Source organism: Streptomyces sp. NPDC096079 (assembly GCF_040303145.1).
In the GTDB taxonomy this organism is placed as follows: Bacteria; Actinomycetota; Actinomycetes; order Streptomycetales; family Streptomycetaceae; genus Streptomyces.
Window position 1 is genome coordinate 219,164 of sequence record NZ_JBEOST010000011.1, and the last position, 21,962, is coordinate 241,125.

The 21,962-nt window shown below is 72.5% G+C and carries 15 protein-coding genes; 3 read left to right on the top strand and 12 right to left on the bottom strand.

All coding sequences use genetic code 11. The features are described from left to right. Positions 1 to 12 precede the first annotated feature (12 nt). The 3 genes from ABTY59_RS23205 to ABTY59_RS23215 all read right to left on the bottom strand — a co-directional run bounded on the left by ABTY59_RS23205 (position 13) and on the right by ABTY59_RS23215 (position 2,962). Positions 13 to 249, bottom strand: coding sequence for a hypothetical protein (locus tag ABTY59_RS23205; RefSeq protein ID WP_352020905.1), 237 nt, complete (start codon positions 247 to 249; stop codon positions 13 to 15). Positions 250 to 373: 124 nt separating this feature from the next. Then, positions 374 to 2,005, bottom strand: coding sequence for an L-glutamate gamma-semialdehyde dehydrogenase (pruA, locus tag ABTY59_RS23210; RefSeq protein ID WP_352020906.1), 1,632 nt, complete (start codon positions 2,003 to 2,005; stop codon positions 374 to 376). A gap of 30 nt (positions 2,006 to 2,035) precedes the next feature. Continuing rightward, positions 2,036 to 2,962 (bottom strand): proline dehydrogenase family protein, encoded by a 927-nt coding sequence (locus ABTY59_RS23215; protein ID WP_352020907.1) that lies wholly within the window; start codon positions 2,960 to 2,962, stop codon positions 2,036 to 2,038. A 181-nt stretch (positions 2,963 to 3,143) separates the two neighbouring features. On the opposite strand from ABTY59_RS23215, the gene ABTY59_RS23220 reads away from it, so the two are divergent. Next, positions 3,144 to 4,256, top strand: coding sequence for a PucR family transcriptional regulator (locus ABTY59_RS23220; protein ID WP_352020908.1), 1,113 nt, complete (start codon positions 3,144 to 3,146; stop codon positions 4,254 to 4,256). Here the strand turns inward: ABTY59_RS23220 and ABTY59_RS23225 are convergent. The 9 genes from ABTY59_RS23225 to ABTY59_RS23265 all read right to left on the bottom strand — a co-directional run bounded on the left by ABTY59_RS23225 (position 4,253) and on the right by ABTY59_RS23265 (position 19,625). Then, complete coding sequence (locus tag ABTY59_RS23225; protein WP_352020909.1) at positions 4,253 to 8,491, bottom strand: trypsin-like peptidase domain-containing protein; 4,239 nt, start codon at positions 8,489 to 8,491, stop codon at positions 4,253 to 4,255. The two genes, ABTY59_RS23220 and ABTY59_RS23225, sit on opposite strands and share 4 nt — an antisense overlap. A 6-nt stretch (positions 8,492 to 8,497) precedes the next feature. Further along, complete coding sequence (locus ABTY59_RS23230; RefSeq protein ID WP_352020910.1) at positions 8,498 to 8,809, bottom strand: trypco2 family protein; 312 nt, start codon at positions 8,807 to 8,809, stop codon at positions 8,498 to 8,500. A gap of 127 nt (positions 8,810 to 8,936) precedes the next feature. After that, positions 8,937 to 9,512 (bottom strand): TetR/AcrR family transcriptional regulator, encoded by a 576-nt coding sequence (locus ABTY59_RS23235; protein ID WP_352020911.1) that lies wholly within the window; start codon positions 9,510 to 9,512, stop codon positions 8,937 to 8,939. Between the two features lie 77 nt (positions 9,513 to 9,589). Continuing rightward, positions 9,590 to 11,179 carry a phosphoglycerate dehydrogenase gene (gene serA, locus ABTY59_RS23240; protein ID WP_352020912.1) on the bottom strand — a complete coding sequence of 530 codons (1,590 nt, stop codon included), beginning with the start codon at positions 11,177 to 11,179 and terminating at the stop codon, positions 9,590 to 9,592. A 237-nt stretch (positions 11,180 to 11,416) separates the two neighbouring features. After that, positions 11,417 to 12,418, bottom strand: a complete 1,002-nt coding sequence (gene ilvC / locus ABTY59_RS23245) for a ketol-acid reductoisomerase (protein ID WP_352020913.1) — start codon at positions 12,416 to 12,418, stop codon at positions 11,417 to 11,419. Positions 12,419 to 12,537: 119 nt separating this feature from the next. Continuing rightward, positions 12,538 to 13,065, bottom strand: coding sequence for an acetolactate synthase small subunit (gene ilvN, locus ABTY59_RS23250; RefSeq protein ID WP_030222540.1), 528 nt, complete (start codon positions 13,063 to 13,065; stop codon positions 12,538 to 12,540). Positions 13,066 to 13,096: 31 nt separating this feature from the next. Continuing rightward, positions 13,097 to 14,947, bottom strand: coding sequence for an acetolactate synthase large subunit (locus tag ABTY59_RS23255; RefSeq protein WP_352020914.1), 1,851 nt, complete (start codon positions 14,945 to 14,947; stop codon positions 13,097 to 13,099). Between the two features lie 228 nt (positions 14,948 to 15,175). Beyond that, positions 15,176 to 18,007 carry a putative bifunctional diguanylate cyclase/phosphodiesterase gene (locus tag ABTY59_RS23260; RefSeq protein ID WP_403540537.1) on the bottom strand — a complete coding sequence of 944 codons (2,832 nt, stop codon included), beginning with the start codon at positions 18,005 to 18,007 and terminating at the stop codon, positions 15,176 to 15,178. A 652-nt stretch (positions 18,008 to 18,659) separates the two neighbouring features. Beyond that, a complete protein-coding gene (locus tag ABTY59_RS23265) occupies positions 18,660 to 19,625 on the bottom strand; it encodes a 2-hydroxyacid dehydrogenase (protein WP_352020915.1) in 966 nt (321 codons plus the stop codon). A 75-nt stretch (positions 19,626 to 19,700) separates the two neighbouring features. Here ABTY59_RS23265 and ABTY59_RS23270 point away from each other — a divergent pair, with 75 nt between their 5' ends. Further along, entirely contained in the window at positions 19,701 to 20,723 is a 1,023-nt protein-coding gene (locus ABTY59_RS23270) for an aldo/keto reductase (protein ID WP_352020916.1), read from the top strand. A gap of 77 nt (positions 20,724 to 20,800) precedes the next feature. Beyond that, positions 20,801 to 21,961, top strand: coding sequence for a PQQ-dependent sugar dehydrogenase (locus tag ABTY59_RS23275; RefSeq protein WP_352020917.1), 1,161 nt, complete (start codon positions 20,801 to 20,803; stop codon positions 21,959 to 21,961). Position 21,962 lies beyond the last annotated feature (1 nt).

The following is a 21,962-nucleotide window of genomic DNA, read 5'->3' on the forward strand; positions in this document are numbered from 1 at the left end:
TCCGGAAAGTCCCTAGGCCGTGGCCTTCTCCAGGTCGCGTGCCATGCGCTCCACCCAGTCGGTGAAGCCCTCTCGATGGCGGCCGTCGCTTTCGAGCAGGGTCGCGACCTGTGCGTCCGTGAGCCGCTCGGGTCCCTGCACGGTCAGCAGCCGGTACAGCTCCCTCATCAGGGACAACATCCGCAGCGCGTCGATGTGCTCGATCGCGTCGACCCCGTGTCCGGGGCCGATGGTCGTCGAACCGGGCATGTCGTGCCTCCTCGCCGAGCCCCCTCCCAGCAGCGTAAGCCCACCGCATGAGAACCGCCCCCGTCCTCGATTGGGGGAAGAGGAGGGGGGCGGTGTCAGGGGGCCTCTACGAGGCGGACGGGCGTCAGCCCATGTGCGGGTAGCCGTACTCGGTCGGCGGGACCAGCGTCTCCTTGATGGCGCGGGTCAGCGTCCAGCGCATCAGGTTCTGCGGGGCACCGGCCTTGTCGTTGGTGCCGGAGGCACGGCCGCCGCCGAAGGGCTGCTGGCCGACGACGGCGCCGGTCGACTTGTCGTTGATGTAGAAGTTGCCCGCGGCGAAGCGGAGCTTCTCCATCGTGTACGCGGCGGCCGCGCGGTCGCCGGAGATGACCGAGCCGGTGAGCGCGTAGTCCGAGACCGACTCCATCTGGGTCAGCATCTCGTCGTACTTCTCGTCCTCGTAGACCAGGACGGCGAGGATCGGGCCGAAGTACTCGGCCTTGAAGACCTCGTTCTCCGGGTCGGTGCACGCGATGACGGTCGGGCGGACGAAGTAGCCGACCGAGTCGTCGTAGGTGCCACCGGCGATGATCGTGCAGCTCGGGTCGGCCGCGGCACGGTCGATCGCCGCCTTGTTCTTGGCGAACGAACGCTCGTCGATGACGGCGCCGATGAAGTTCGACAGGTCGGTGACGTCACCCATGGTGATGCCGTCGACCTCGGCCGCGAACTCCTCCTTGAAGCCGTCGTTCCAGATCGAGGCCGGGACGTAGGCGCGGGAGGACGCGGAGCACTTCTGGCCCTGGAACTCGAAGGAGCCGCGGGTCAGCGCGGTCTTCAGGATCGCGCGGTCGGCGCTCGGGTGGGCGACGACGAAGTCCTTGCCGCCGGTCTCGCCGACGATCCGCGGGTACGAGCGGTACTTCTCGATGTTGTTGCCGACCGTCTTCCACAGGTGCTGGAAGGTCCTGGTCGAGCCGGTGAAGTGGATGCCGGCCAGGTCGCGGTGGTTCAGGGCCACCTCGGAGACGGCGATGCCGTCGCCGGTCACCAGGTTGATGACGCCCTTCGGCAGGCCGGCCTCCTCCAGGAGCTCCATGAGGAGCACGGCGGCGTGGGTCTGCGTCGGGGACGGCTTCCAGACCACCACGTTGCCCATGAGGGCGGGGGCGGTGGGCAGGTTGCCCGCGATGGCCGTGAAGTTGAACGGCGTGATCGCGTAGACGAAGCCCTCCAGCGGGCGGTGGTCCAGACGGTTCCACACACCCGGGGAGTTCGCCGGCGGCTGCTCGGCGAGGATCTGGCGGGCGTACGCCACGTTGAAGCGCCAGAAGTCGACGAGCTCGCACGGGGTGTCGATCTCGGCCTGCTGGGCGGTCTTCGACTGGCCGAGCATCGTGGACGCGGCCAGCGTCTCGCGCCACGGGCCGGCGAGCAGCTCGGCGGCGCGCAGGATGATCGCGGCGCGGTCGTCGAAGGACATCGCGCGCCAGGCCGGGGCCGCGGCCAGGGCGGCGTCGATGGCGTCCTGGGCGTCCTGCTCGGTGGCGCCGCGGAAGGTGCCGATGACGGCCTTGTGGTTGTGCGGCTGGACGACCTTGAACTCCTCGCCGCCGCCGAGACGCTTCACGCCGCCGATGGTCATCGGCAGCTCGCGCGGGTTCTCGGCCAGCTCCTTGAGCTTGACCTCGAGGCGGGCGCGCTCCGGGGAACCGGGGGCGTAGCTGTGCACCGGCTCGTTGACCGGAGCGGGGACCTGGGTGACAGCGTCCATGAGTCTCGTAACTCCTTGTGAGAGGTGGGCTCAGCCCTTGGTGAGGATGGAGCGGACGAAGAAGAGGAGGTTGGCCGGCTTCTCGGCGAGGCGGCGCATGAAGTAGCCGTACCAGTCGGTGCCGTACGCGGTGTAGACACGCATGCGGTGGCCTTCGGCGGCGAGACGGTTCTGCTCCTCGCTGCGGATGCCGTAGAGCATCTGGAACTCGTACTCGTCCAGCTTGCGCCCGGCGCGGCGGGCCAGCTCCTGGCCGATGGAGATCAGACGCGGGTCGTGCGAGCCGATCATCGGGTAGCCCTCGCCGTCCATCAGGATCTTCATGATCCGGACGTACGCCTTGTCGATCTCGGGCTTGTCCTGGATGGCGACCTCGGCGGGCTCCTTGTAGGCGCCCTTCACGATCCGGACGCGGGAGCCGTTCGCGGCGAGGCGGCGGGCGTCCTCCTCGGTGCGGAAGAGGTACGCCTGGATGACGCAGCCGGTCTGCGGGAAGTCCTTCCGCAGCTCCTCGTGGATGGCGAACATCGAGTCGAGGGTGGTGTGGTCCTCGGCGTCCAGGGTGACGGTGGTGCCGATCTCGGCGGCGGCCGCAACGACCGGGCGGACGTTGGCGAGGGCCAGCTCGTGGCCGTTCTCCAGGGACTGGCCGAACATCGAGAGCTTCACGGACATCTCGGCGCGGGCGCCGAGGCCCAGCTCCTTGAGGCGGCCGATGAGCTCCAGGTAGGCGTCCCGGGCGGCGTACGACTGCTCGACGGTGGTGATGTCCTCGCCGACGACGTCGAGGGTGACCTCCAGGCCGCGGCCGCTCAGCTCCGAGACGATCGGGACGACGTCGTCGACCGTCTCGCCGGCGATGAAGCGGGCGACGACCTGCTTGGTCCCGGGGGCGGCCGACACGAGACGGCGCATCTTGTCGCTGCGCGACGCGGCGAGGATCACGGGACCCAGCACGGGGACCTCCAGAAGGACAGGTGACGAAAAGTGCCTACCCGGTCTTTCGTAAGAAAGCGGGAACAGCACGAAGAACCACCGTGAAACCTATGGATCGCTCCGATCGTCCGCCATCTACAGCTGTCACGCATCCGTGGCCGGCATCTCATACATATGTCTGAGAGGGTGCGAGAATGGCGCTGTGAAGGGCGATTACCAAGAACTGGTGGACGAGATCTCCGCGCTGCTCGGCGCTCCGGCGACGCTGGAGAACCGCGACTTCGGGCTGATCGCCTTCGGCGCCCACGACAGCGACGACGACACCGCGATGGACCCCGTCCGGACCCGGTCGATCCTGACCCGGAAGTCGACCCCGGCCGTCCGCGCCTGGTTCGAGGGCTTCGGCATCACCCGCGCGACCGGCCCGGTCCGCATCCCGGCCGCCCCGGACGCCGGCGTCTTCCGGGACCGCATCTGCCTGCCCGTACGTCACCGGGGCGTCGTCCTCGGGTACGTGTGGCTGCTGGACGCCGAGCCCGGGCCCACGCCCGCCCAGCTCACCGCGGCGATGGAGGTCGCCACCCGGATCGGGGGGCTCCTCGCCGACGAGGAGCGCGCCGACGCCGACCTCTCGCGCGAGTTCGCCGCCGTCCTGACCGCCGGCCGCGGCTGGCAGAGCGACATGGCCGTCGCCGCGCTCCGAGTGGCCCTGGGCCCGAGCGCGGACGGGCTGCACACCGTCGTCTGCGTGACGCCCTGGCGCGGGGAGGCGCCCTCGATCCGGGCCGTCCCCGGCGCGGCGGCGGTCGCCGCGCTCCCCGAGGGCGAGTCCCTCGCCGTCCTCGTACGGCTGCGCACCGCCGAGGACCTCTCCCCCGCGCACACGGCCGCCGACCGGCTGCGCGGCACCGCCCCGGCCGGCATCGCGACCCCCCGCCGGGGTCTTACGGAGCTCCCGGCGGCCTGGCGCGAGGCCAACACGGCGGCCCGCGCCGCGACCGCCCAGCCGACGCTCGGCCCGGTCGCCGAATGGGCCGGGATCGGCCCGTACCGGCTGCTCGCGGCGCTCTACCACCCCGAGGTCGACCCCGTCGTCGCCCCCCTGATCGCCCCCGCCCACGCCGAACTGGCCCGCACCGCCGAGGTGTTCCTCGACAACGCGGGCCAGGCGGGCCGCACGGCGGCGGCCCTGGGCATCCACCGGCAGACCCTGTACTACCGGCTGTCCCGGGTCGAACAGCTCACGGGCCTGGACCTGGACGACGGCGAGGACCGCCTCCTGCTCCACATGTCCCTGAAGTCGGCCCGGCTCTAGGGACGGTCCCGTTCCGGGGAGCCGCTCATCAGATCGATCGCCAGCGGCGCGAGCTCCGGGTCGGCGAGGACCACCGCCGGCAGCAGGGCCGGGGTGCGCTGCCGGTCGGCGAGCAGACGGATCACCTGGCGCCGGGAGCGCGCCGGGTCGACGGCCGTCCCGGCGGTCACCAGCGCCGCGAGGGCCTTCTCCTCGTCCGCTCCGCCCCGGCGCGAGGTGAAGCAGGTGAAGGCCTCGTCCAGGGCAGCGACCGCCTCGGCGTGCTCGCCCTGCCGGGCCAGGGCCTCCGCCCGGGCCGCGAGCACCGGCACCCGGTGGTCGGGGTGGGACGCGTACATCCGGCGCAGGAGTCCGCCGAGCATTCCGAGGCGCCCCGTCCGGGCGACCGTGACGGCGAGGCGCGACCGGGCGCGATCGACCCCGTACGGGGCGGCGTCCCACAGCTCGACGGCCTGCCGCGCCTGCTCGAACAGCTCGTCGGCGAGGGCGCCGTGCCCGCGCACGTCGGCGATCTCCGCCACGACGGCCAGCGCCTCCGCCCGGTCCGGCGGCACGGAGATCCCGAGCGCCGCGCGCCGGGCCCCGTCGAAGTCCCAGCGGACCGCGAGGGAGATCGCGGAACCCGACGGCGGCCACGGGACGCCCAGCGGGCGGACGAGCCCGGCGAAGTGCTCGGCCCAGCCCGGCTCCCCGGCCCGAGCGGCCAGGAAGGCGGCCGTCGCGACCGGGTCGTCCTCCTTGCCGCGCTGGACGGACCTGCCCGAGACCTGTCGTGCCTCCCGCTCCAGGCCGATCAGACGTGCGGTCAGCTCGAAGTGCCCGCCCTCGGCGGCACCGACGGCGGAGAACCGCAGCAGGAGCGGGCGATGCGCGGTGTCGCTGAACGCGGCGAGCTCGCGCACCCGCCCCAGGTCACCCGTCCGGGCCGCGCCGACGGCCAGCGCGGCCGCCGCGCGGTGCGCCCAGTCGGCGTCGCCGTCGGCGAGGGCGAGCACCCGCTCCGACTGGTCGAGCCGCCCCGTGCGCCCCACCGCGTCGGCCAGGGCCAGCCGTTCCCAGAAGTGGCGTCCCGGAACGGTCAGCGCCCGCAGGATCCGCTCGGCCCGGTCCGGGCGCCCGCACCTCGCGTTGGCGGCGGCCAGCTCCCGGCGCGGGTCGCTCTGGCCGCCCGCCAGGTGGTCCACGGCGGGCAGGCGTTCGGCCCGGTCGAGGAGCCGTCCGGCCCGCTCGGCGTCCCCCCGCTCGTACGCCGCCTCGGCACACGCGGAGAGCGCGTCGAGCCGGTACCGCACCTCGTCGACCTCGTCGGTCAGGGCGTCGGCCCGCTCCGGCTCCCCGAGCAGCTCGTACAGCGGGGCGAGCCGCGCCCTCACCCCGTCCCGCTGCCAGGGGGCGCTCGCCGACGGCAGGCGCGCGAGCGCCTCCCCGGCCAGCCGCCGGGCGATGCCGTCGTGCCCCGTACGCGCTGCGGCCTCGACGACCTCCGCCACGGTGAGCAGGTACGCGTCGGGATCCAGGCCCCGCAGGGCCGCCTCCGCCGCCTCCAGCGCGGCGAGGCAGCTCGCCACGTGGCCGAGCCGTCCGGCCGCGCGCGCGAACGACGCCTGCGTCCGCGCCGCCCCCACGCCCCCGCGCGGTACGGGCAAGGCGGCGAGGGCCCCGTCGGGCCCCCTGACGAGCGCCGACCGGAAAGCGACGGCGTCACGGTGGGCGGTCGCCGCGGACCGCTCGGCGAGGACGAGCCGCTCCGCCTCGCCGATGAGCGCGAGAGCGGTGTCCCGCTCGCCGGCCGCCGCGTGCTCCCCGGCCGTCTCGGCGAGGGCCTTCGCCCTCAGGTCGTCGTTCCCGCCGCCGTGGCCCCTCAGGGATTCCGCGGCCGCGTGGAGCAGCTGCCGGCCCAGCTCCGGCGCGTCCAGGCCGAAGGCCGCACGGCCGACCGCGGCGAGCCGCGGAGCATCCCAGAGGGCGCCCGAGGAGCCGCTCCGGGCGGCGTCCCAGGCCTGCCGGGCGAGGCCGTGGAAGCGTTCCCGCTCGCCGCGGTCCGCGGCGACGAGGGCGATGCCCGCGTACGCCCGCGCGGAGGACCAGATCACGGAGGCCAGGTAGTCCGCCCTGGCCCACTGTCCCTGCTCGGCCCAGCCGACCGGGATCGCGGCGGGGAATCCGAAGCTGGGGTCGGCCGGGACCTCGAAGAGCCGGTAGCGGCGCATGGCCATGACGGCCGCGGCGCGCAGGTCGTCCCCCTCCCCCGCGGCCAGCGCCCGGAGCGCGTCGCCGATCTCCCGCGCCGCGTCCGTGTCGTGACCGGTGCGGCGCTGCCACATGGTCACCCGCTCGGGCGAGGCCAGGGCCGTGAGGCGGGCGGTGTCGGCGGAGGCCAGGAGCACGGCCGGGTAGTGGGCGACGAGGTAGTCCGGAGTGTCGTCGGGCCAGGCGCGGCGCGCGTAGGTGTCCGCCCAGACGTGCAGGGCCTCCCGGTGGCGCCCGGCGGCGGCGCCGATCTCGGCGAGGGTGGCACGGCGCAGCTCGTCGTGGGCGAAACCGAAGCGTTCGGCGGCCCTCGCCTCCCCTCCGGACCCGCCGGCGGCCGAGGAGAGCACCCGCGCCGGGACCGAGCGGACCAGGTTCCTGAGGTCGTACGGGTCGGGGGCTCCGCCCGCCGTCTCCATCACGGCGGTCAGGTCGTCCAGGGTCATCGGGCCGCCGACGGCGAGGGTGCCGAGGACCTCGCGTACCTCGCGGTCGGGGAGCAGGGTGGTGAGTTCGTCCGTGGCCCGTTCGCGGAGCTGGTCCGCCCGTCGGGTGGGCGACAGCGGCACCCTGGGGCAGCGCTCCTCGTCGCGCAGGGGATGGTCGCGCGGCACGGCCGCCGGTATCGGCGGCATCGCGCGGCTGAGGACGAGGACGTGACCGGTGGCACCGGTCTCGGTGGGCAGCAGGGCGGCGATCGGCGGCGACTCGTCGTTCTCGTCGAGGCCGTCGACGAGCAGCAGCAGGTTCCTGCCCTGGAACGCGGCGCGGTCGTTCGCCCGCTGCCAGAGGCTGTCCAGGGCGCCCTGTCCGGAGAAGGTCCGTGCCGGTTCGCCGAGCAGCGCGGCCAGTTGGTCGCACACCTCCTGCTGGAACTGCCGGGTCTGTTCGCCGAAGCTGCGGGAGACGAAGAACGACACGACGTCGACGTCCGGTGGCGGGAAGGCGGCGAAGTGCGCGGCCAGGGCGGTCTTCCCGGCCCAGGGCGGACCGGTGATCCAGCGGTACGAGGCATGGGAGGGCGCGTGCGGCAGGTCCTCGTTCCAGCGGTCGTCGTCCGAGCCGTCGTGGTCCCGGCGGTCGTCGCCCGAGCCGTAGTGGTCCCGGCGGTCGTCGCCCGAGCCGTCGTGGTCCGAGCGGTCGGGCTGCCGGAGGCGAAGGCCGGGGTACATCCCGCCGCGCTCGTACCACCAGGGGCGGGAGCGCGCGAAGCCCGCGATCTCCGCCAGTTCCGCCTCTCTGTCCTGCAACTCCCCCACCTGGCGGGCGAGCCGCCGCACCCGTCCGGTGTAGGCGGCCGTACGGCGCACCGGACGCAGGCCGGGCCGGACACCGTCGGCGGCGAGCAGGGACCGCAGGCCCGGGTCGGCGAAGACGGCGGAGAGCGGGGTGGCGTGCAGGACAGGGGTGTCACCGGCCGCGGAGACGACCACACCGATCAGGGAGTCCTCGGCGAAGACGGCCCCGCCGGACAGGCCGCGCCACCGCGCTCCGGTCGCGTCGGACCGTCCGTGGCACCGGAGTTCGAGGCGTCCGGTCTTGACGTACGAGTGCGTCGTGACCTCGGCGGTCACCTGGTAGCTGTCGCGGACCGCGACCCGGTCGACGTCGACGAGGCCGGCGAGCGCGGGGAAGCCGGTCGCCGTGACCGGGACGACGCGGGCGGGGTCGGCGTCCAGCCGCCCGAGTTCCGGCGGCGAGCCGGCCGTGTCCGGGGCGGACGGCCCGGTCAGCCGGACGAGGGCCAGGTCGTGCTCGGGCGCGGCCGACGCCCAGACCCGTTCGGCGGAATGGAGCGCGGGGCGCCCTCCGAGCCGTACGGACACCCTGCTGTCCGCCGGGGCGTCGTCGAGGAGGTGGCGGGCGGTCAGGACCAGTCGCCCGCCGAGGAGGTAGCCGGAGCCGAAGACGCACCCGCCGCCGTCCGGGCCGACGAGCAGCTCGGCCACGCGTTCCAGGGCGGGGTGTCCGAGGGAGACGGTCACGACCGGTCAGCGCGGCTGTCCGGGGAGCCGGTCACCGACCTTGACCGGGCCGGTCGCGCCCTCGGGGGTGAGCGAGAGCGTGATGCGCTGCCGGGACTCGCCGGTCTGCCGGCCCGAGCCGCCGACGCCCACCACCCAGAACTTGAGCTCTCCGGTGGCGCCGGTCTCCCGGGTGGTGGCGATCTCCAGCTCCAGTTCCACCGGCCCCACGGTGAAGTGGAGGTCCTGTCCGCTCGCCGCGTCCTGTGCCCTGCGGAGTTCGCCGCGCAACGCCCCGATCCACTCGGCGAGTCCGGCCACGGGGGAGACGTCCGTCATCGGCGACCCTCTCGGTTTCCCGGGTTCGGCATCCGCGGTACGGGATGCCGTGGAGTCCCATCGTGGCACCGGGGCCGCGCGGTGTCCGGGGAATCGGCGATCTCCGGGCGCTCCACGCGCCGTGCCGTCAGCCCTCCCCCATCAGCACCTTGAGGCCCTCGGCGAGGTCCTCGGCGCTCGGCGCCGTGTCCGGATCGACCATCCACTGGATCATGACGCCGGCGGCGAGGGCCTGCATGAGCAGCCCGGCGACCCTGGCCTTCTCGGGCTCCGCCTCCGGGTCGACGCCGAGCATGCCCTCGGCGATCCCGAGCCGGCCCTCGCGCTGCGGCTCCTTGATCGCCTCGCGGAGCCTCTCGTCGTCGTCGAGGCGGGTGACGACCTCGGTCTGGAGCTTCCAGACCGGGCGGCTGGCCTCGGCGGCGCCGATCAGCGGCTCGAAGACGGCACGGAAGCGCTCGTACGGGTCGGCCGGGAGGTCCACCGCGCCCGCGTCCTCCGCTCCGCCGACCCGTTCCCCCCACTCCTCGGTGAGGGCCAGGAAGGCCTGCTGGAGCAGGGCGTCCTTGGAGCCGTAGTGGTAGCCGATGGAGGCGAGGTTGGTGCCCGAGGCGGCGACGATGTCGCGCGCCGTGGTCCGCCCGTACCCCTTCTCCAGGAGGCAGCGCTTGGCGCCTTCGAGCAGGTCTTCCTTGTGTCCCATGACAGCACTGTACCCGGCCCGCTAGACGCTTGTGTAAGACGAGCGTCTAGCGACCGGGTACGGAGGTGTCGGAAGCGTCAGATCAGGTTGACCGAGCGGGCCGAGGCCGCGCCGATCTCCTCCGCGATCTCCGCGAGCACGGCGGCCGGGACCGTGTCGTCCACGGTGAGCACGACGAGCGCCTCGCCGCCCTCCTCCGCGCGCGCCACCTGCATGCCCGCGATGTTCAGACCGGCCTCGCCGAGGATCCGGCCGACCGTGCCGACGACACCCGGACGGTCCTCGTACCGCAGCACGACCATGTGGTCGGCGAGCGCCACGTCCACGTCGTAGTCGCCGACGGCGACGATCTTCTGGAGGTGCTTCGGGCCCGCCAGCGTGCCGGAGACCGCGACCTCCTCGCCACTCGACAGCGTGCCGCGCACGGTCACCACGTTGCGGTGGTCGGGCGACTCGGAGCTCGTCGTCAGACGCACCTCGACACCGCGCTCCTGCGCGAACAGCGGGGCGTTGACGTACGACACGGTCTCGTCGACCACGTCCTCGAACACGCCCTTGAGCGCGGAGAGTTCGAGCACCTTCACGTCGTGCTGGGTGATCTCGCCGTAGACCTCGACGTCCAGACGGGCCGCGACCTCGCCCGCGAGGGCCGTGAAGATCCGGCCGAGCTTCTCGGCGAGCGGCAGACCCGGCTTCACGTCCTCCGCGATGACACCGCCCTGGACGTTGACCGCGTCCGGGACCAGCTCGCCGGCGAGCGCCAGGCGCACCGACTTGGCGACCGCGATGCCGGCCTTCTCCTGGGCCTCGTCCGTGGAGGCGCCGAGGTGCGGGGTGCAGACGACCTGGTCGAGCTCGAAGAGCGGGGAGTCCGTGCAGGGCTCCTTCGCGTACACGTCGAGGCCCGCGCCGGCGACCCGGCCCTCCTTCAGCGCCGAGTACAGCGCCGCCTCGTCCACGATCCCGCCGCGCGCGGCGTTGACGATGCGGACCGAGGGCTTGACCTTGTGCAGCGCCTCGTCGCCGATGAGACCGATGGTCTCGGGGGTCTTCGGCAGGTGGACGGTGATGAAGTCGGCGACCTCGAGCAGCTCGTCGAGGGCGAGGAGCTTCACGCCCATCTGGGCGGCGCGGGCGGGCTGGACGTAGGGGTCGTACGCGACGATCTTCATGCCGAAGGCCGACATGCGCTGGGCGACCAGGACACCGATGCGGCCGAGGCCGACGACGCCGAGGGTCTTCTCGCTCAGCTCGACGCCCGTGTACTTGTTGCGCTTCCACTCGCCGTTCTTCAGGGCGGTGTTGGCCTGCGGGATGTTGCGCGCGGTGGCGACGAGCAGACCGCACGCCAGCTCGGCGGCGGTGACGATGTTCGAGGTCGGGGCGTTCACGACCATGACGCCGGCCTTGGTGGCGGCGGAGACGTCGACGTTGTCCAGACCGACGCCCGCACGGGCGACGACCCGGAGCTTGTTCGCGGCGGCGAGGGCCTCGGCGTCGACCTTGGTCGCGGAGCGGACCAGGATCGCGTCCACGTCGGCGATGGCGGGGATCAGCTCGGCGCGGTCGGCGCCGTTGCAGTGCCGGATCTCGAAGTCCGGGCCCAGCGCGTCGACGGTGGCGGGCGACAGCTCTTCAGCGATGAGTACGACAGGTTTCGAGCTCACGTGAGTCCTCACAGGTCCAGTGCGGACGGCCGTCCCGACGGCCGCAGGCGGTGGAGGGGGCTTGCCGCGTGAAAGCGCACGACGCTGTGGGCCTGACGCGTATGTTGTTGAGAAGTGTAGTGGTGCGTCGGCGCACTTCATGCGCCTCGTTGGAAGGATCACCCGTCCGTGGTTGGACGAGGTGTCCAACGAAGTGGCGAGGGGCCGGACACCCCGTCCGGCCCCTCGCCAGAAGGCTTACGCCTCCTCGTCGTTCACCCAGCTCATGAGCTTGCGCAGCTCCTTGCCGGTGGTCTCCAGGAGGTGGTTGCTGTCCTGGGACTTGTACTCGTTGTACTTCTTCAGGCCGCCGTGGTACTCGGCCATCCACTCCTTGGCGAAGGTGCCGTCCTGGATCTCCGCGAGGACCTTCTTCATCTCGGCCTTGGTGGCGTCGGTGATGATCCGCGGGCCGGTGACGTAGTCGCCCCACTCGGCGGTCTCGGAGACCGACCAGCGCATCTTCTCCAGGCCGCCCTCGTACATGAGGTCGACGATGAGCTTCAGCTCGTGGAGGCACTCGAAGTAGGCGATCTCCGGCTGGTAGCCGGCCTCGGTCAGGGTCTCGAAGCCCGCCTTGACCAGAGCCGCGGTGCCACCGCAGAGGACGGCCTGCTCACCGAACAGGTCGGTCTCGGTCTCCTCGGTGAAGGTCGTCTTGATGACGCCGGCGCGGGTGCCGCCGATGCCCTTGGCGTACGAGAGCGCCAGCGCGAAGGCGTTGCCCGTCGCGTCCTGCTCGACGGCCGCGATGCACGGAACGCCGCGGCCCTCCTCGTACTGACGGCGGACCAGGTGGCCCGGGCCCTTCGGGGCGACCAGGGCGACGTCGATGCCCTCGGGCACCTTGATGAAGCCGTAGCGGACGTTCAGGCCGTGGCCGAAGAAGAGCGCGTCGCCCTCCTTCAGGTGGTCCTTGATGGACTCCTCGTAGACCTGGGCCTGGATCGGGTCCGGGGTGAGGATCATGATCAGGTCGGCCTCTTCGGCCGCCTGGGCGACGGAGACGACGCGCAGACCCTGCTCCTCGGCCTTGGCCTTGGACTTGGAGCCCTCCTGCAGACCGACGCGGACGTCGACACCGGAGTCACGGAGCGACAGCGCGTGGGCGTGGCCCTGGCTGCCGTAGCCGATCACCGCGACCTTGCGGCCCTGGATGATGGACAGGTCGGCGTCTGCGTCGTAGAACAGCTCGGCCACTGGGATTCTCCTTGATGTGCTGGTGTTGCGTCCCACCGTACGGCGGGGAGCGGGAGGAAAGTTCTCGGGTCTCGTCAGTCGGACCGCCGGGCGGACCGGCGGTTGACCGTCGACGGGTCTCAGGCGCTGCGGTCGAGGGCCCGCAGGGACCGGTCCGTGATGGACCGGGCGCCACGCCCTATGGCGATCGTGCCGGACTGCACGAGCTCCTTGACGCCGAACTGCTCCAGCATCTTGAGCATGGCGTCGAGCTTGTCACTCGAACCGGTGGCCTCGATGGTGACCGCCTCGGGAGAGACGTCCACGGTCTTGGCGCGGAACAGCTGCACGATCTCGACGATCTGGGAGCGGGTCTCGTTGTCGGCGCGGACCTTCACCAGGACGAGCTCGCGCTGGATCGCAGCGCTGGGCTCGAGTTCGACGATCTTCAGGACGTTGACCAGCTTGTTGAGCTGTTTGGTCACCTGCTCCAGGGGCAGGTCCTCGACATTGACCACGATGGTGATGCGGGAGATGTCGGGGTGCTCGGTGACGCCCACGGCGAGCGAGTCGATGTTGAAGCCGCGGCGGGAGAACAGGGCGGCGATCCGGGCGAGGATGCCGGGCGTGTTCTCGACGAGAACGGAGAGCGTGTGCTTGGTGGACATGTCTGGGTCTCTTCCTTTTCGCTCTGCGCGCTCAGTCGTCTTCGCCGTCGCCGAAGTCGGGGCGGACGCCCCGCGCGGCCATGACCTCGTCGTTCGAGGTGCCGGCGGCGACCATCGGCCAGACCTGGGCGTCCTCGTGGACGATGAAGTCGATCACGACCGGGCGGTCGTTGATGGCATTGGCCTCGGCGATGACCTTGTCCAGGTCGGCCGGGTCCTCACAGCGCAGGGCGACACAGCCCATGGCCTCGGAGAGCTTGACGAAGTCGGGGACGCGGGTGCCCTTGTTCGCCTGGATGTCGTCCGGGCCGGAGTGCAGGACGGTGTTCGAGTAGCGCTGGTTGTAGAAGAGCGTCTGCCACTGACGGACCATGCCCAGGGCGCCGTTGTTGATGATGGCGACCTTGATCGGGATGTTGTTCAGGGCGCAGGTGGTGAGCTCCTGGTTGGTCATCTGGAAGCAGCCGTCGCCGTCGACCGCCCAGACCGTGCGGTCCGGCATGCCGGCCTTGGCGCCCATCGCGGCGGGGACCGCGTAGCCCATCGTCCCGGCGCCGCCGGAGTTCAGCCAGGTGGCCGGCTGCTCGTAGTCGATGAAGTGGGCGGCCCACATCTGGTGCTGCCCGACGCCCGCGGCGAAGATCGTGCCCTCCGGGGCGAGCTGGCCGATGCGCTGGATGACCTGCTGCGGCGAGAGGCTGCCGTCCTCCGGCAGGTCGTAGCCGAGCGGGTAGGTCTCGCGCCAGCGGCTCAGGTCGCTCCACCAGGCGGAGTAGTCGCCCTTGTTGCCCTCGCTGTGCTCGGCCTGGACGGCCTGGACCAGGTCGGCGATGACCTCGCGGGCGTCACCCACGATCGGGACGTCGGCGGCGCGGTTCTTGCCGATCTCGGCCGGGTCGATGTCCGCGTGGACGATCTTGGCGTACGGGGCGAAGCTGTCGAGCTTGCCGGTGACGCGGTCGTCGAAGCGGGCGCCGAGGGCGACGATCAGGTCGGCCTTCTGCAGCGCGGTGACGGCGGTGACCGCGCCGTGCATGCCGGGCATGCCGACGTGCAGCGGGTGGCTGTCGGGGAACGCGCCGAGCGCCATCAGGGTGGTGGTGACCGGGGCGCCGGTCAGCTCGGCGAGGATCTTCAGCTCGGCGGTGGCGCCGGACTTGATCACGCCGCCGCCGACGTACAGGACGGGTCGCTTGGCGGCGCTGATCAGCTTGGCGGCCTCGCGGATCTGCTTGGCGTGCGGCTTGGTCACCGGGCGGTAGCCGGGCAGGTCGGTCTGCGGCGGCCAGCTGAAGGTGGTCTTCGCCTGCAGGGCGTCCTTGGCGATGTCGACCAGGACCGGGCCCGGACGGCCGGTGGAGGCGATGTGGAAGGCCTCGGCGATCGTCCGCGGGATGTCCTCGGCCTTGGTGACGAGGAAGTTGTGCTTGGTGATCGGCATCGTGATGCCGCAGATGTCCGCCTCCTGGAAGGCGTCCGTGCCGATCGCCTTGGAGGCGACCTGGCCGGTGATGGCGACGAGCGGGACCGAGTCCATGTGCGCGTCGGCGATCGGGGTGACCAGGTTGGTGGCACCGGGCCCCGAGGTCGCCATGCAGACGCCGACCTTGCCGGTGGCCTGGGCGTAGCCGGTGGCGGCGTGGCCCGCCCCCTGCTCGTGGCGGACCAGGATGTGACGCACCCGCTGCGAGTCCATCATCGGGTCGTAGGCGGGGAGGATCGCGCCGCCGGGGATGCCGAAGACGGTGTCGGCGCCCACTTCCTCGAGAGAACGGATGAGGGACTGCGCGCCCGTGACGTGCTCGACGGTGGTGGCGGGCTGCGCGCCGTTACGGGGCCGCGGCTGCGGATGGTGCCCGGTGGCCTGCTCGGTCATCAGCATCTCTTCTCGAAGCAGAGGGTTTTTGCGAGGTGTTTTGCAGGGGTTTGCGTCGTTTTTGGGGTGAGCCAGTGCAACAAAAAACCCCTCGTGCCGTGAGGCAAGCGAGGGGAGCGCGTCGGGTGCGTTCTCAGCGGGGCCTACGGGGGCCCTGCCTCAGCCGACGCGCTTTCCAAGTACGAGAATTCGGGTGCGCATGGCACTGACCCTCCCTCTCCGCCCTCACCACTGTCAAGTGGGTGGGACAGGCGTCTCATTATTTGAGCGGATCGGGGGACGGTTTCCGACACGCACGGGGACGGCCCCGGGCAGCGGATACTCGTCCCGCACGAGGGCCCGGCGCAGGCGGTACTCGTCGAGAGGACCCGAGAAGGCCATGCCCTGGGCGTGGCTGCAACCCATCGCGCGCAGGGCCACGACCTGCTCCGGGACGTCGACGCCCTCGGCGACGGTCTGCAGTCCGAGCTCCCCGGCGATGCCCAGCACCCCGCGCGTGATCTTGCGGAGCCGGGCCGACTCGACCACGCCCTCCACGAGCACCCGGTCCAGCTTCAGTATGTCCACGGGGAGCCGCCGCAGGGCGTTGATCGCCACATGTCCGCTGCCGAAGCCGTCGAGGGCGATCCGCACCCCGAGCCGGCGCAGGGTGATCAGGCGCTGCTCCAGCTCGTCGAGCGAGGTCCTGGGGTCGCTGTCGGCGAGCTCGACGATCAGCGAACCGGACGGCAGCCCGTGCCGGGTGAGGAGCGACTCGACCGAGCCGAGGGGCAGCGAGCGGTCGAGGAGGCGCCGGGCGGAGAGCCGGATGGACACGGGCGTACGGTGGCCGATTCCCGCCCGCTCGGCGGCCTGCTCCACCGCTTCCTCCAGCAGCCAGCGGCCGAGCTCGGCGGTGCGCTCGCCGTCGTCCGTGACCCGGAGGTACTCGGCCGGTGTGAAGAGGATGCCCTGCGAGGAACGCCAGCGGGCCTGGGCGCTGACGGCGGAGATCCGTCCCGTGGCGAGATCGACGACCGGCTGGTGGAGCAGGGCGAACTCGCCGTCGTGGAGGGCGGTGCGCAGCCGGGCGGCCAGCTCGGTCCGCCGGACCACGTCGGCCTGCATCTGCGGGGCGTAGAGCTCGACGCGGTCCTTGCCCGCGGCCTTGGCCCGGTACATGGCGAGGTCCGCGTTGCGCAGCAGGTCACCGGCGCCGATGCCGGGCTCGGCGAAGGCGACGCCGATGGACGCGGCGACCCGCACCTCGTTGCCGCCGTCCACGCGGTACGGCTGGGAGAGCGTGAGCCGGAGCCGGTCGGCGATCTCCTGGACCTGGCTCCGGCGGGCGGTCCGGTCGCGGCCGCCGTCGCCGAGGATGAGGGCGGCGAACTCGTCGCCGCCGAGCCGGGCGGCGGTGTCCCCGGCCCGTACCGAGTCGTGGAGGCGGCGGGCGGCCTGGACGAGGAGGTCGTCGCCCGCCTGGTGGCCGAGGCGGTCGTTGACCGCCTTGAAGCCGTCGAGGTCGATGAAGAGCACGGCGGTGCCCTGGTCGGAGGAGCGGCGGCCGCTGAGCGCCTGCCGGACGCGCCGGGTGAACAGGGCGCGGTTGGGCAGGTCCGTGAGCGGGTCGTGCTCGGCGTTGTGCTGCAACTGGGCCTGGAGCCGCACGCGTTCGGTGACGTCCCGGCTGTTGAAGATCAGGCCGCCCTGGTGGCGGTTGACCGTCGACTCCACATTGAGCCAGTCGCCGCGGCCGGAGCGGAAGCGGCACTCGATCCGCGTGGTGGGCTCTTCGGCGGGCGAGACGGCCAGGAAGCGCCGTACCTCGTGGACGACGGCACCGAGGTCCTCGGGATGGATGAGGGAGGCGAGCTCGGAGCCGATGAGGTCGTCGGCGTCCCGTCCGTACACGCCGGAGGCGGCCGGGCTGACGTAGCGCAGCATCCCGGTGGGCGCGGCGATCATGATGACGTCGCTGGAGCCCTGCACGAGCGACCTGAAGTGGTTCTCCTTCTGGGCCAGTTCATGGGTGAGGGCGATGTTGTCGAGGAGCATGATGCCCTGGCGCACGACGAGGGCGAGCACCACCGTGCAGCCGGTGAGGACGACGACCCGGTCGACCCGGCGGCCCTCGACGACGTTGTACAGGATGCCGAGGGTGCAGACCGCGGCGGCGAGGTACGGGGTGAGGGCGGCGAGCGAGCCGGCGACCGGGCGGCTGTGGAGCGACGGGCCGCGCACGGCGGTCGCGGTGTCCGGCGGACGGCGGACGCCCCAGGGCGCGTACGCCAGCAGCAGCGAGCCGGCGAACCAGCCGGCGTCGAGCAGCTGCCCCGAGGCGTAGTTCTCGCGAAGCAGCGGCGAGGTGAAGAGGGCGTCGCACAGCACCGTCAGGGCGAGCGCGGCGATCGCCGTGTTCGTCGCCGAGCGGTTCGCCTGCGAGCGTCGGAAGTGCAGGACGAGGACCATGCTGACGAGCACGATGTCGAGCAGCGGGTACGCGAGCGACAGCGCGGCCTGGGCGACGGACTCGCCCTCGAAGTGCGTCGTACGGGCGAGGGCGAGGCTCCAGGAGAGCGTGAGCAGGGAGCCGCCGATGAGCCAGGCGTCGAGCCCCAGACACACCCAGCCGGCCCGCGTGACGGGTTTCTTGGCGAGGACGAGGAGGCCCACGATGGCGGGCGGCGCGAAGAGTAAGAAGAAGAGGTCGGCGACGGAGGAGTCCGGCACCTCGGCACGGAGCACCACCTCGTACCAGCCCCACACGGCGTTCCCCGCGGCCGCCATGAAGGAGGAGAAGGCGAAGAGCAGCCAGGCCGGGCGGGCGCTGCCGCGGTGGCCCCGTCCGTAGAGGAAGCAGGAGACGGCGGCGGTGAACGCGGCGGCGCTGAGCCCGAAGTCACCCATGAAGAGGGCCAGTCGGGGGGAGCCCCAGCCGAGCGAGGCTCCCGTGGTGTAGCCCGCGCAGACGAGCCCGAGGGCCACCTGGGCGGCGGCACCGCCGAGGCGGGGGCGCCCGGGGTCCGGGTGTCCGGAGTCGCCGCCGACGGGACGGCGCGTGATGACCGCCCCGGGCGCGCTCACCGGACCCTCCGGCGGCGCGCCGCCGCACCCGCCCGCGTCGTGCGCCCGCGCCACCGGCTCACCGGAACGACCGGGCGCGTGCGCGTGGCCGTCGGCGCCGCGGGGGCCGTGGTCGCTGCAGTCACAGCCACGGGCGCCGCGGTCGCGGTCACCGCCGTGGGCGGCGGTGGCGCGGGCGGCACCGTCGCGGGCGGCACCGTCGTGGGCGGCGGCGGTGGCGCGGGCGGCGCCATCATGGGCGGCACCGTCGCGGGCGGCGCCATCATGGGCGGCCAGGTCGTGGTCGGCGGCGCGGTCGGTGTCCGGCGGTACGGCGGCGGTGGCGCGTGGTGTGCGGTGCTGCGCCGCCTGGTCCGGTACCGAGTGCGCGAGGCCGGCGGCGAGGCGCGGCGGGCTCGCCGCCGGCGGCGTCGCCGCGTCGGATCGTCGGTCCTCCGGCCGTGCTCCACCCGTCGCCCCCCTCGGATTCTGATGACCCGTCACTTCGCTCCCCAGCGTCAGCCCGTTCTCGACGCAGTCCCCCGCCACCGGACGATACACCAGGACCGTCACTCAGGGACAGGGTCGCAGTACTCTCCGTGACGATCAGGGGGCTTGTGTGCGGCGCGTGTCGGGGGCGCACTCACCCGCACGGTCGAACGGACCCCTCCGGTCAGCCGGTGGTGAGGAGGACGTTGGCCAGTTCCTCGCCCGCCGCGAACCGCCGCAGTTGTCCTGCGATCAGCCGCTTCGCCCTCGGCATGAAGGCCGAAGTGGAACCTCCCACATGGGGACTGATCAGGACACCGGGAGCGTGCCACAACGGGTGCCCGGCCGGCAGCGGTTCCGGGTCGGTGACGTCCAGTGCCGCCGTGATCCGTCCGCTCTCGACCTCCTTGAGCAGGGCGGACGTGTCGACGACCGGGCCCCGGGCGACGTTCACGAGGAGCGCGCCGTCCTTCATCCGCGCGAGGAACCCGGCGTCGGCGAGACCGGTGGTCGCGGGCGTGAGCGGAGTGGAGAGCACGACCACGTCCGCCTCGGGGAGCAGCGCGGGAAGGTCGGTCAGGGCGTGCACCGGGCCGCGCCCTGTGGTGCGCGCGGAGCGCGCGACGCGCGCCACCCGCGCACACTCGAAGGGTGCGAGCCGGTCCTCGATGGCGGCACCGATCGATCCGTACCCGACGATCAGGACGGACTTGTCGGCGAGGGCCGGGTAGAAGCCCGCCCGCCACTCCTCGGCGTCCTGGCCGCGCACGAATCCCGGGATACCGCGCAGCGAGGCGAGGATCAGGGCGAGCGTGAGCTCGGCGGTGCTCGCCTCGTGGACGCCCTTCGCGTTGCAGAGGGCGACGCCCGGGCGCAGGGCGCCGATGCCCGGGGTGACGTGGTCGATGCCCGCGGAGAGGGTCTGCACCACCCGGAGGGACGTCATCTCCGCCAGCGGCCGTACGGCGATCTCCGAGCCCTTCATGTACGGGACGACGTAGAAGGCGCAGCGCGCCGGATCGGCCGGGAACTCGGGACCGCCGTCCCAGAAGCGGTAGTTCAGGCCCGACTCCCCCGGTGCCGGCAGCCCGTCGATCTCGTCGGCGGGGACGGGAAGCCACACGTCAGCGGTCGTGTCTTCGAATCTCATGACCGGGAGGCTATGCGAAGAATCCCGTGCGCCATTGGTTACTTTGGGGGACGGCACAGGGAGGGGTACCGGCAGGTGGAGCGCAGGACTATCGGGGCGACGGCGCTCGACGTGGGTGCGATCGGCCTGGGGTGCATGCCGATGAGCTGGGCGTACAGCCGTTCGGAACAGCGGGGGGACCGCTCGCTGCGGACCGTGCACGCGGCGCTCGACGCCGGGGTGAGCCTCCTCGACACCGCCGACATGTACGGCCCGTTCACCAACGAGCTTTTGGTGGGGCGGGTGTTGAAGGTGCGCCGGGCCGAGGCGTTCGTCTCGACGAAGTGCGGCCTGCTGGTCGGCGACGGCGGGGAGCGGCGGCACGTGGTCGCCGACGGCAGGCCGGGGTACGTGCGCCGGGCCTGCGACGCCTCGCTGCGACGGCTCCAGACCGATGTCATCGATCTCTACCAGCTGCATCGCGCGGACCCCGAGGTGCCGATCGAGGAGACCTGGGGCGCCATGGCCGAGCTGGTGTCCGCCGGCAAGGTGCGGGCGCTCGGCCTCTGCGCCGTCGGTGCCCGGTCGGCCCGCCGGGGTGCGACGGGTGCCGGCCGCGACGGGTACGAGGGAACGATCCGGCAACTGGACCGGATCCAGCAGGTGTTCCCGGTGGCGGCGGTGGAGGCGGAGCTGTCGGTGTGGTCGCGGGAGGCCCTGGTGCGTCTGCTGCCCTGGTGTGCGGCGCGGGGCGTCGGATTCCTGGCGGCGATGCCGCTGGGGAACGGCTTCCTGACCGGGACGCTGACCCCGGGCGGAGGCTTCGAGCCGGAGGACCCGCGGGCCCGGCACCCCCGGTTCACCGCCGAGATGATGGCGGCGAACCAGCCGATCGTGGCGGGACTGCGCAGAGTGGCGGCGCGACACGGGACGGAGGTCACCCCGGCGCAGGTGGCGCTGGCGTGGGTGCTGGGCCGCGGGCGGCACGTCGTGCCGGTGCCGGGGGCGAAGCGGGAGCGGTGGGCGGTGGAGAACGCGGGGGCGGCGGCGCTGCGGCTCACCGGAGAGGACCTGGCGGAGATCGCGGCGCTTCCGGCTCCGCGCGGTTCCTGGGACTGAGAGCGGGAACCTGATCGGGGCGAGCGGTGTATCAAGGGTGTAGGGATGCCGCTCGACTCGTCGAAGGGGACCGTTTCATGAGCCGTCCTGTCGTGAAGGCCCTGTGGGGCGCCGCCGTGCTGCTGCTCTTGGCCGGCTGTTCCTCGGGGACCCCCGCCGAGGAGCGTCCGGGCACCGCGCCGCCCTCGTCGGTCTCCGTCTCGCCGTCCTCGCCTTCCTCGCCTTCCTCGCCTTCCTCACGGTCCTCGCCGCCGTCCGCGCCCTCCGCCGGCTCCGTGTCGGTGACGGGGACGCTCACCGAGGGGCTGAGGTCCCCCTGGGGGCTCGCGGAACTGCCCGGCGGGGATCTGCTGGTCTCCTCGCGGGACGAGCGGACGATCACCCGGGTCGACGGGCGGACCGGCGCGAAGACCGTGCTCGGCGAGGTCCCGGGGGTGGTGCCGGGCGGCGAGGGCGGGCTCCTGGGGCTCGCCGTGCGGGACGGTCGGGTGTACGCGTATCTGACGGCCGCCACGGACAACAGGATCGTGCGCATGCGGTACGGCGGCGGGGAGGGCGACCGGCTCGGCGCGCCGGAGCCGGTGCTCACCGGCATCCCCAAGGGCTTCGTGCACAACGGCGGACGGATCGCGTTCGGGCCGGACGGCATGCTGTACGCGGGGACGGGCGAGACGGGCCGGACCGGGCTGGCCCAGGACCGGGCGTCGCTCGGCGGGAAGATCCTGCGGATGACGCCGGAGGGCAGACCCGCACCGGGCAATCCCTTCCCCGGCTCGGTGGTCTATTCGTACGGGCACCGCAATGTGCAGGGGCTCGCCTGGGACGCGGAGGGCCGGCTGTGGGCGGCCGAGTTCGGACAGAACACCTGGGACGAGCTGAACCTGGTGGAGCCCGGCCGGAACTACGGCTGGCCGGAGGCCGAGGGCCGGTCCGGGAAGTCCGGTTTCGTGGACCCGGTGGCGCAGTGGCCGACCTCGGAGGCCTCGCCGAGCGGCATCGCGTACGCGCGGGGCGCGATCTGGATGGCCGGGCTCAGGGGCGAGCGGCTGTGGCGGGTGCCGCTCTCCGGCGCGGAACGATCCGGGGAGCCGGAGGCGTTCCTGAAGGGTGAGTACGGACGTCTGCGCACGGTTCTCGCGACCGGCGGCGGCAGGCTCTGGCTCGCGACCAGCGAGACCGACACCCGGGGGACACCCGGGCCCGGGGACGACCGGATCCTCCGGCTGGAGGTGAGGTGAG

What these genes read in the sequence shown, in the direction of transcription:
- ABTY59_RS23205 (WP_352020905.1), bottom strand. Translation starts at nt 249, where the DNA reads ATGCCCGGTTCGACGACCATCGGCCCCGGACACGGGGTCGACGCGATC.
- pruA (WP_352020906.1), bottom strand. Translation starts at nt 2,005, where the DNA reads ATGGACGCTGTCACCCAGGTCCCCGCTCCGGTCAACGAGCCGGTGCAC.
- ABTY59_RS23230 (WP_352020910.1), bottom strand. Translation starts at nt 8,809, where the DNA reads ATGACGGACGTCTCCCCCGTGGCCGGACTCGCCGAGTGGATCGGGGCG.
- ABTY59_RS23235 (WP_352020911.1), bottom strand. Translation starts at nt 9,512, where the DNA reads ATGGGACACAAGGAAGACCTGCTCGAAGGCGCCAAGCGCTGCCTCCTG.
- ilvN (WP_030222540.1), bottom strand. Translation starts at nt 13,065, where the DNA reads ATGTCCACCAAGCACACGCTCTCCGTTCTCGTCGAGAACACGCCCGGC.
- ABTY59_RS23255 (WP_352020914.1), bottom strand. Translation starts at nt 14,947, where the DNA reads ATGCTGATGACCGAGCAGGCCACCGGGCACCATCCGCAGCCGCGGCCC.
- ABTY59_RS23265 (WP_352020915.1), bottom strand. Translation starts at nt 19,625, where the DNA reads ATGAGATTCGAAGACACGACCGCTGACGTGTGGCTTCCCGTCCCCGCC.
- ABTY59_RS23275 (WP_352020917.1), top strand. Translation starts at nt 20,801, where the DNA reads ATGAGCCGTCCTGTCGTGAAGGCCCTGTGGGGCGCCGCCGTGCTGCTG.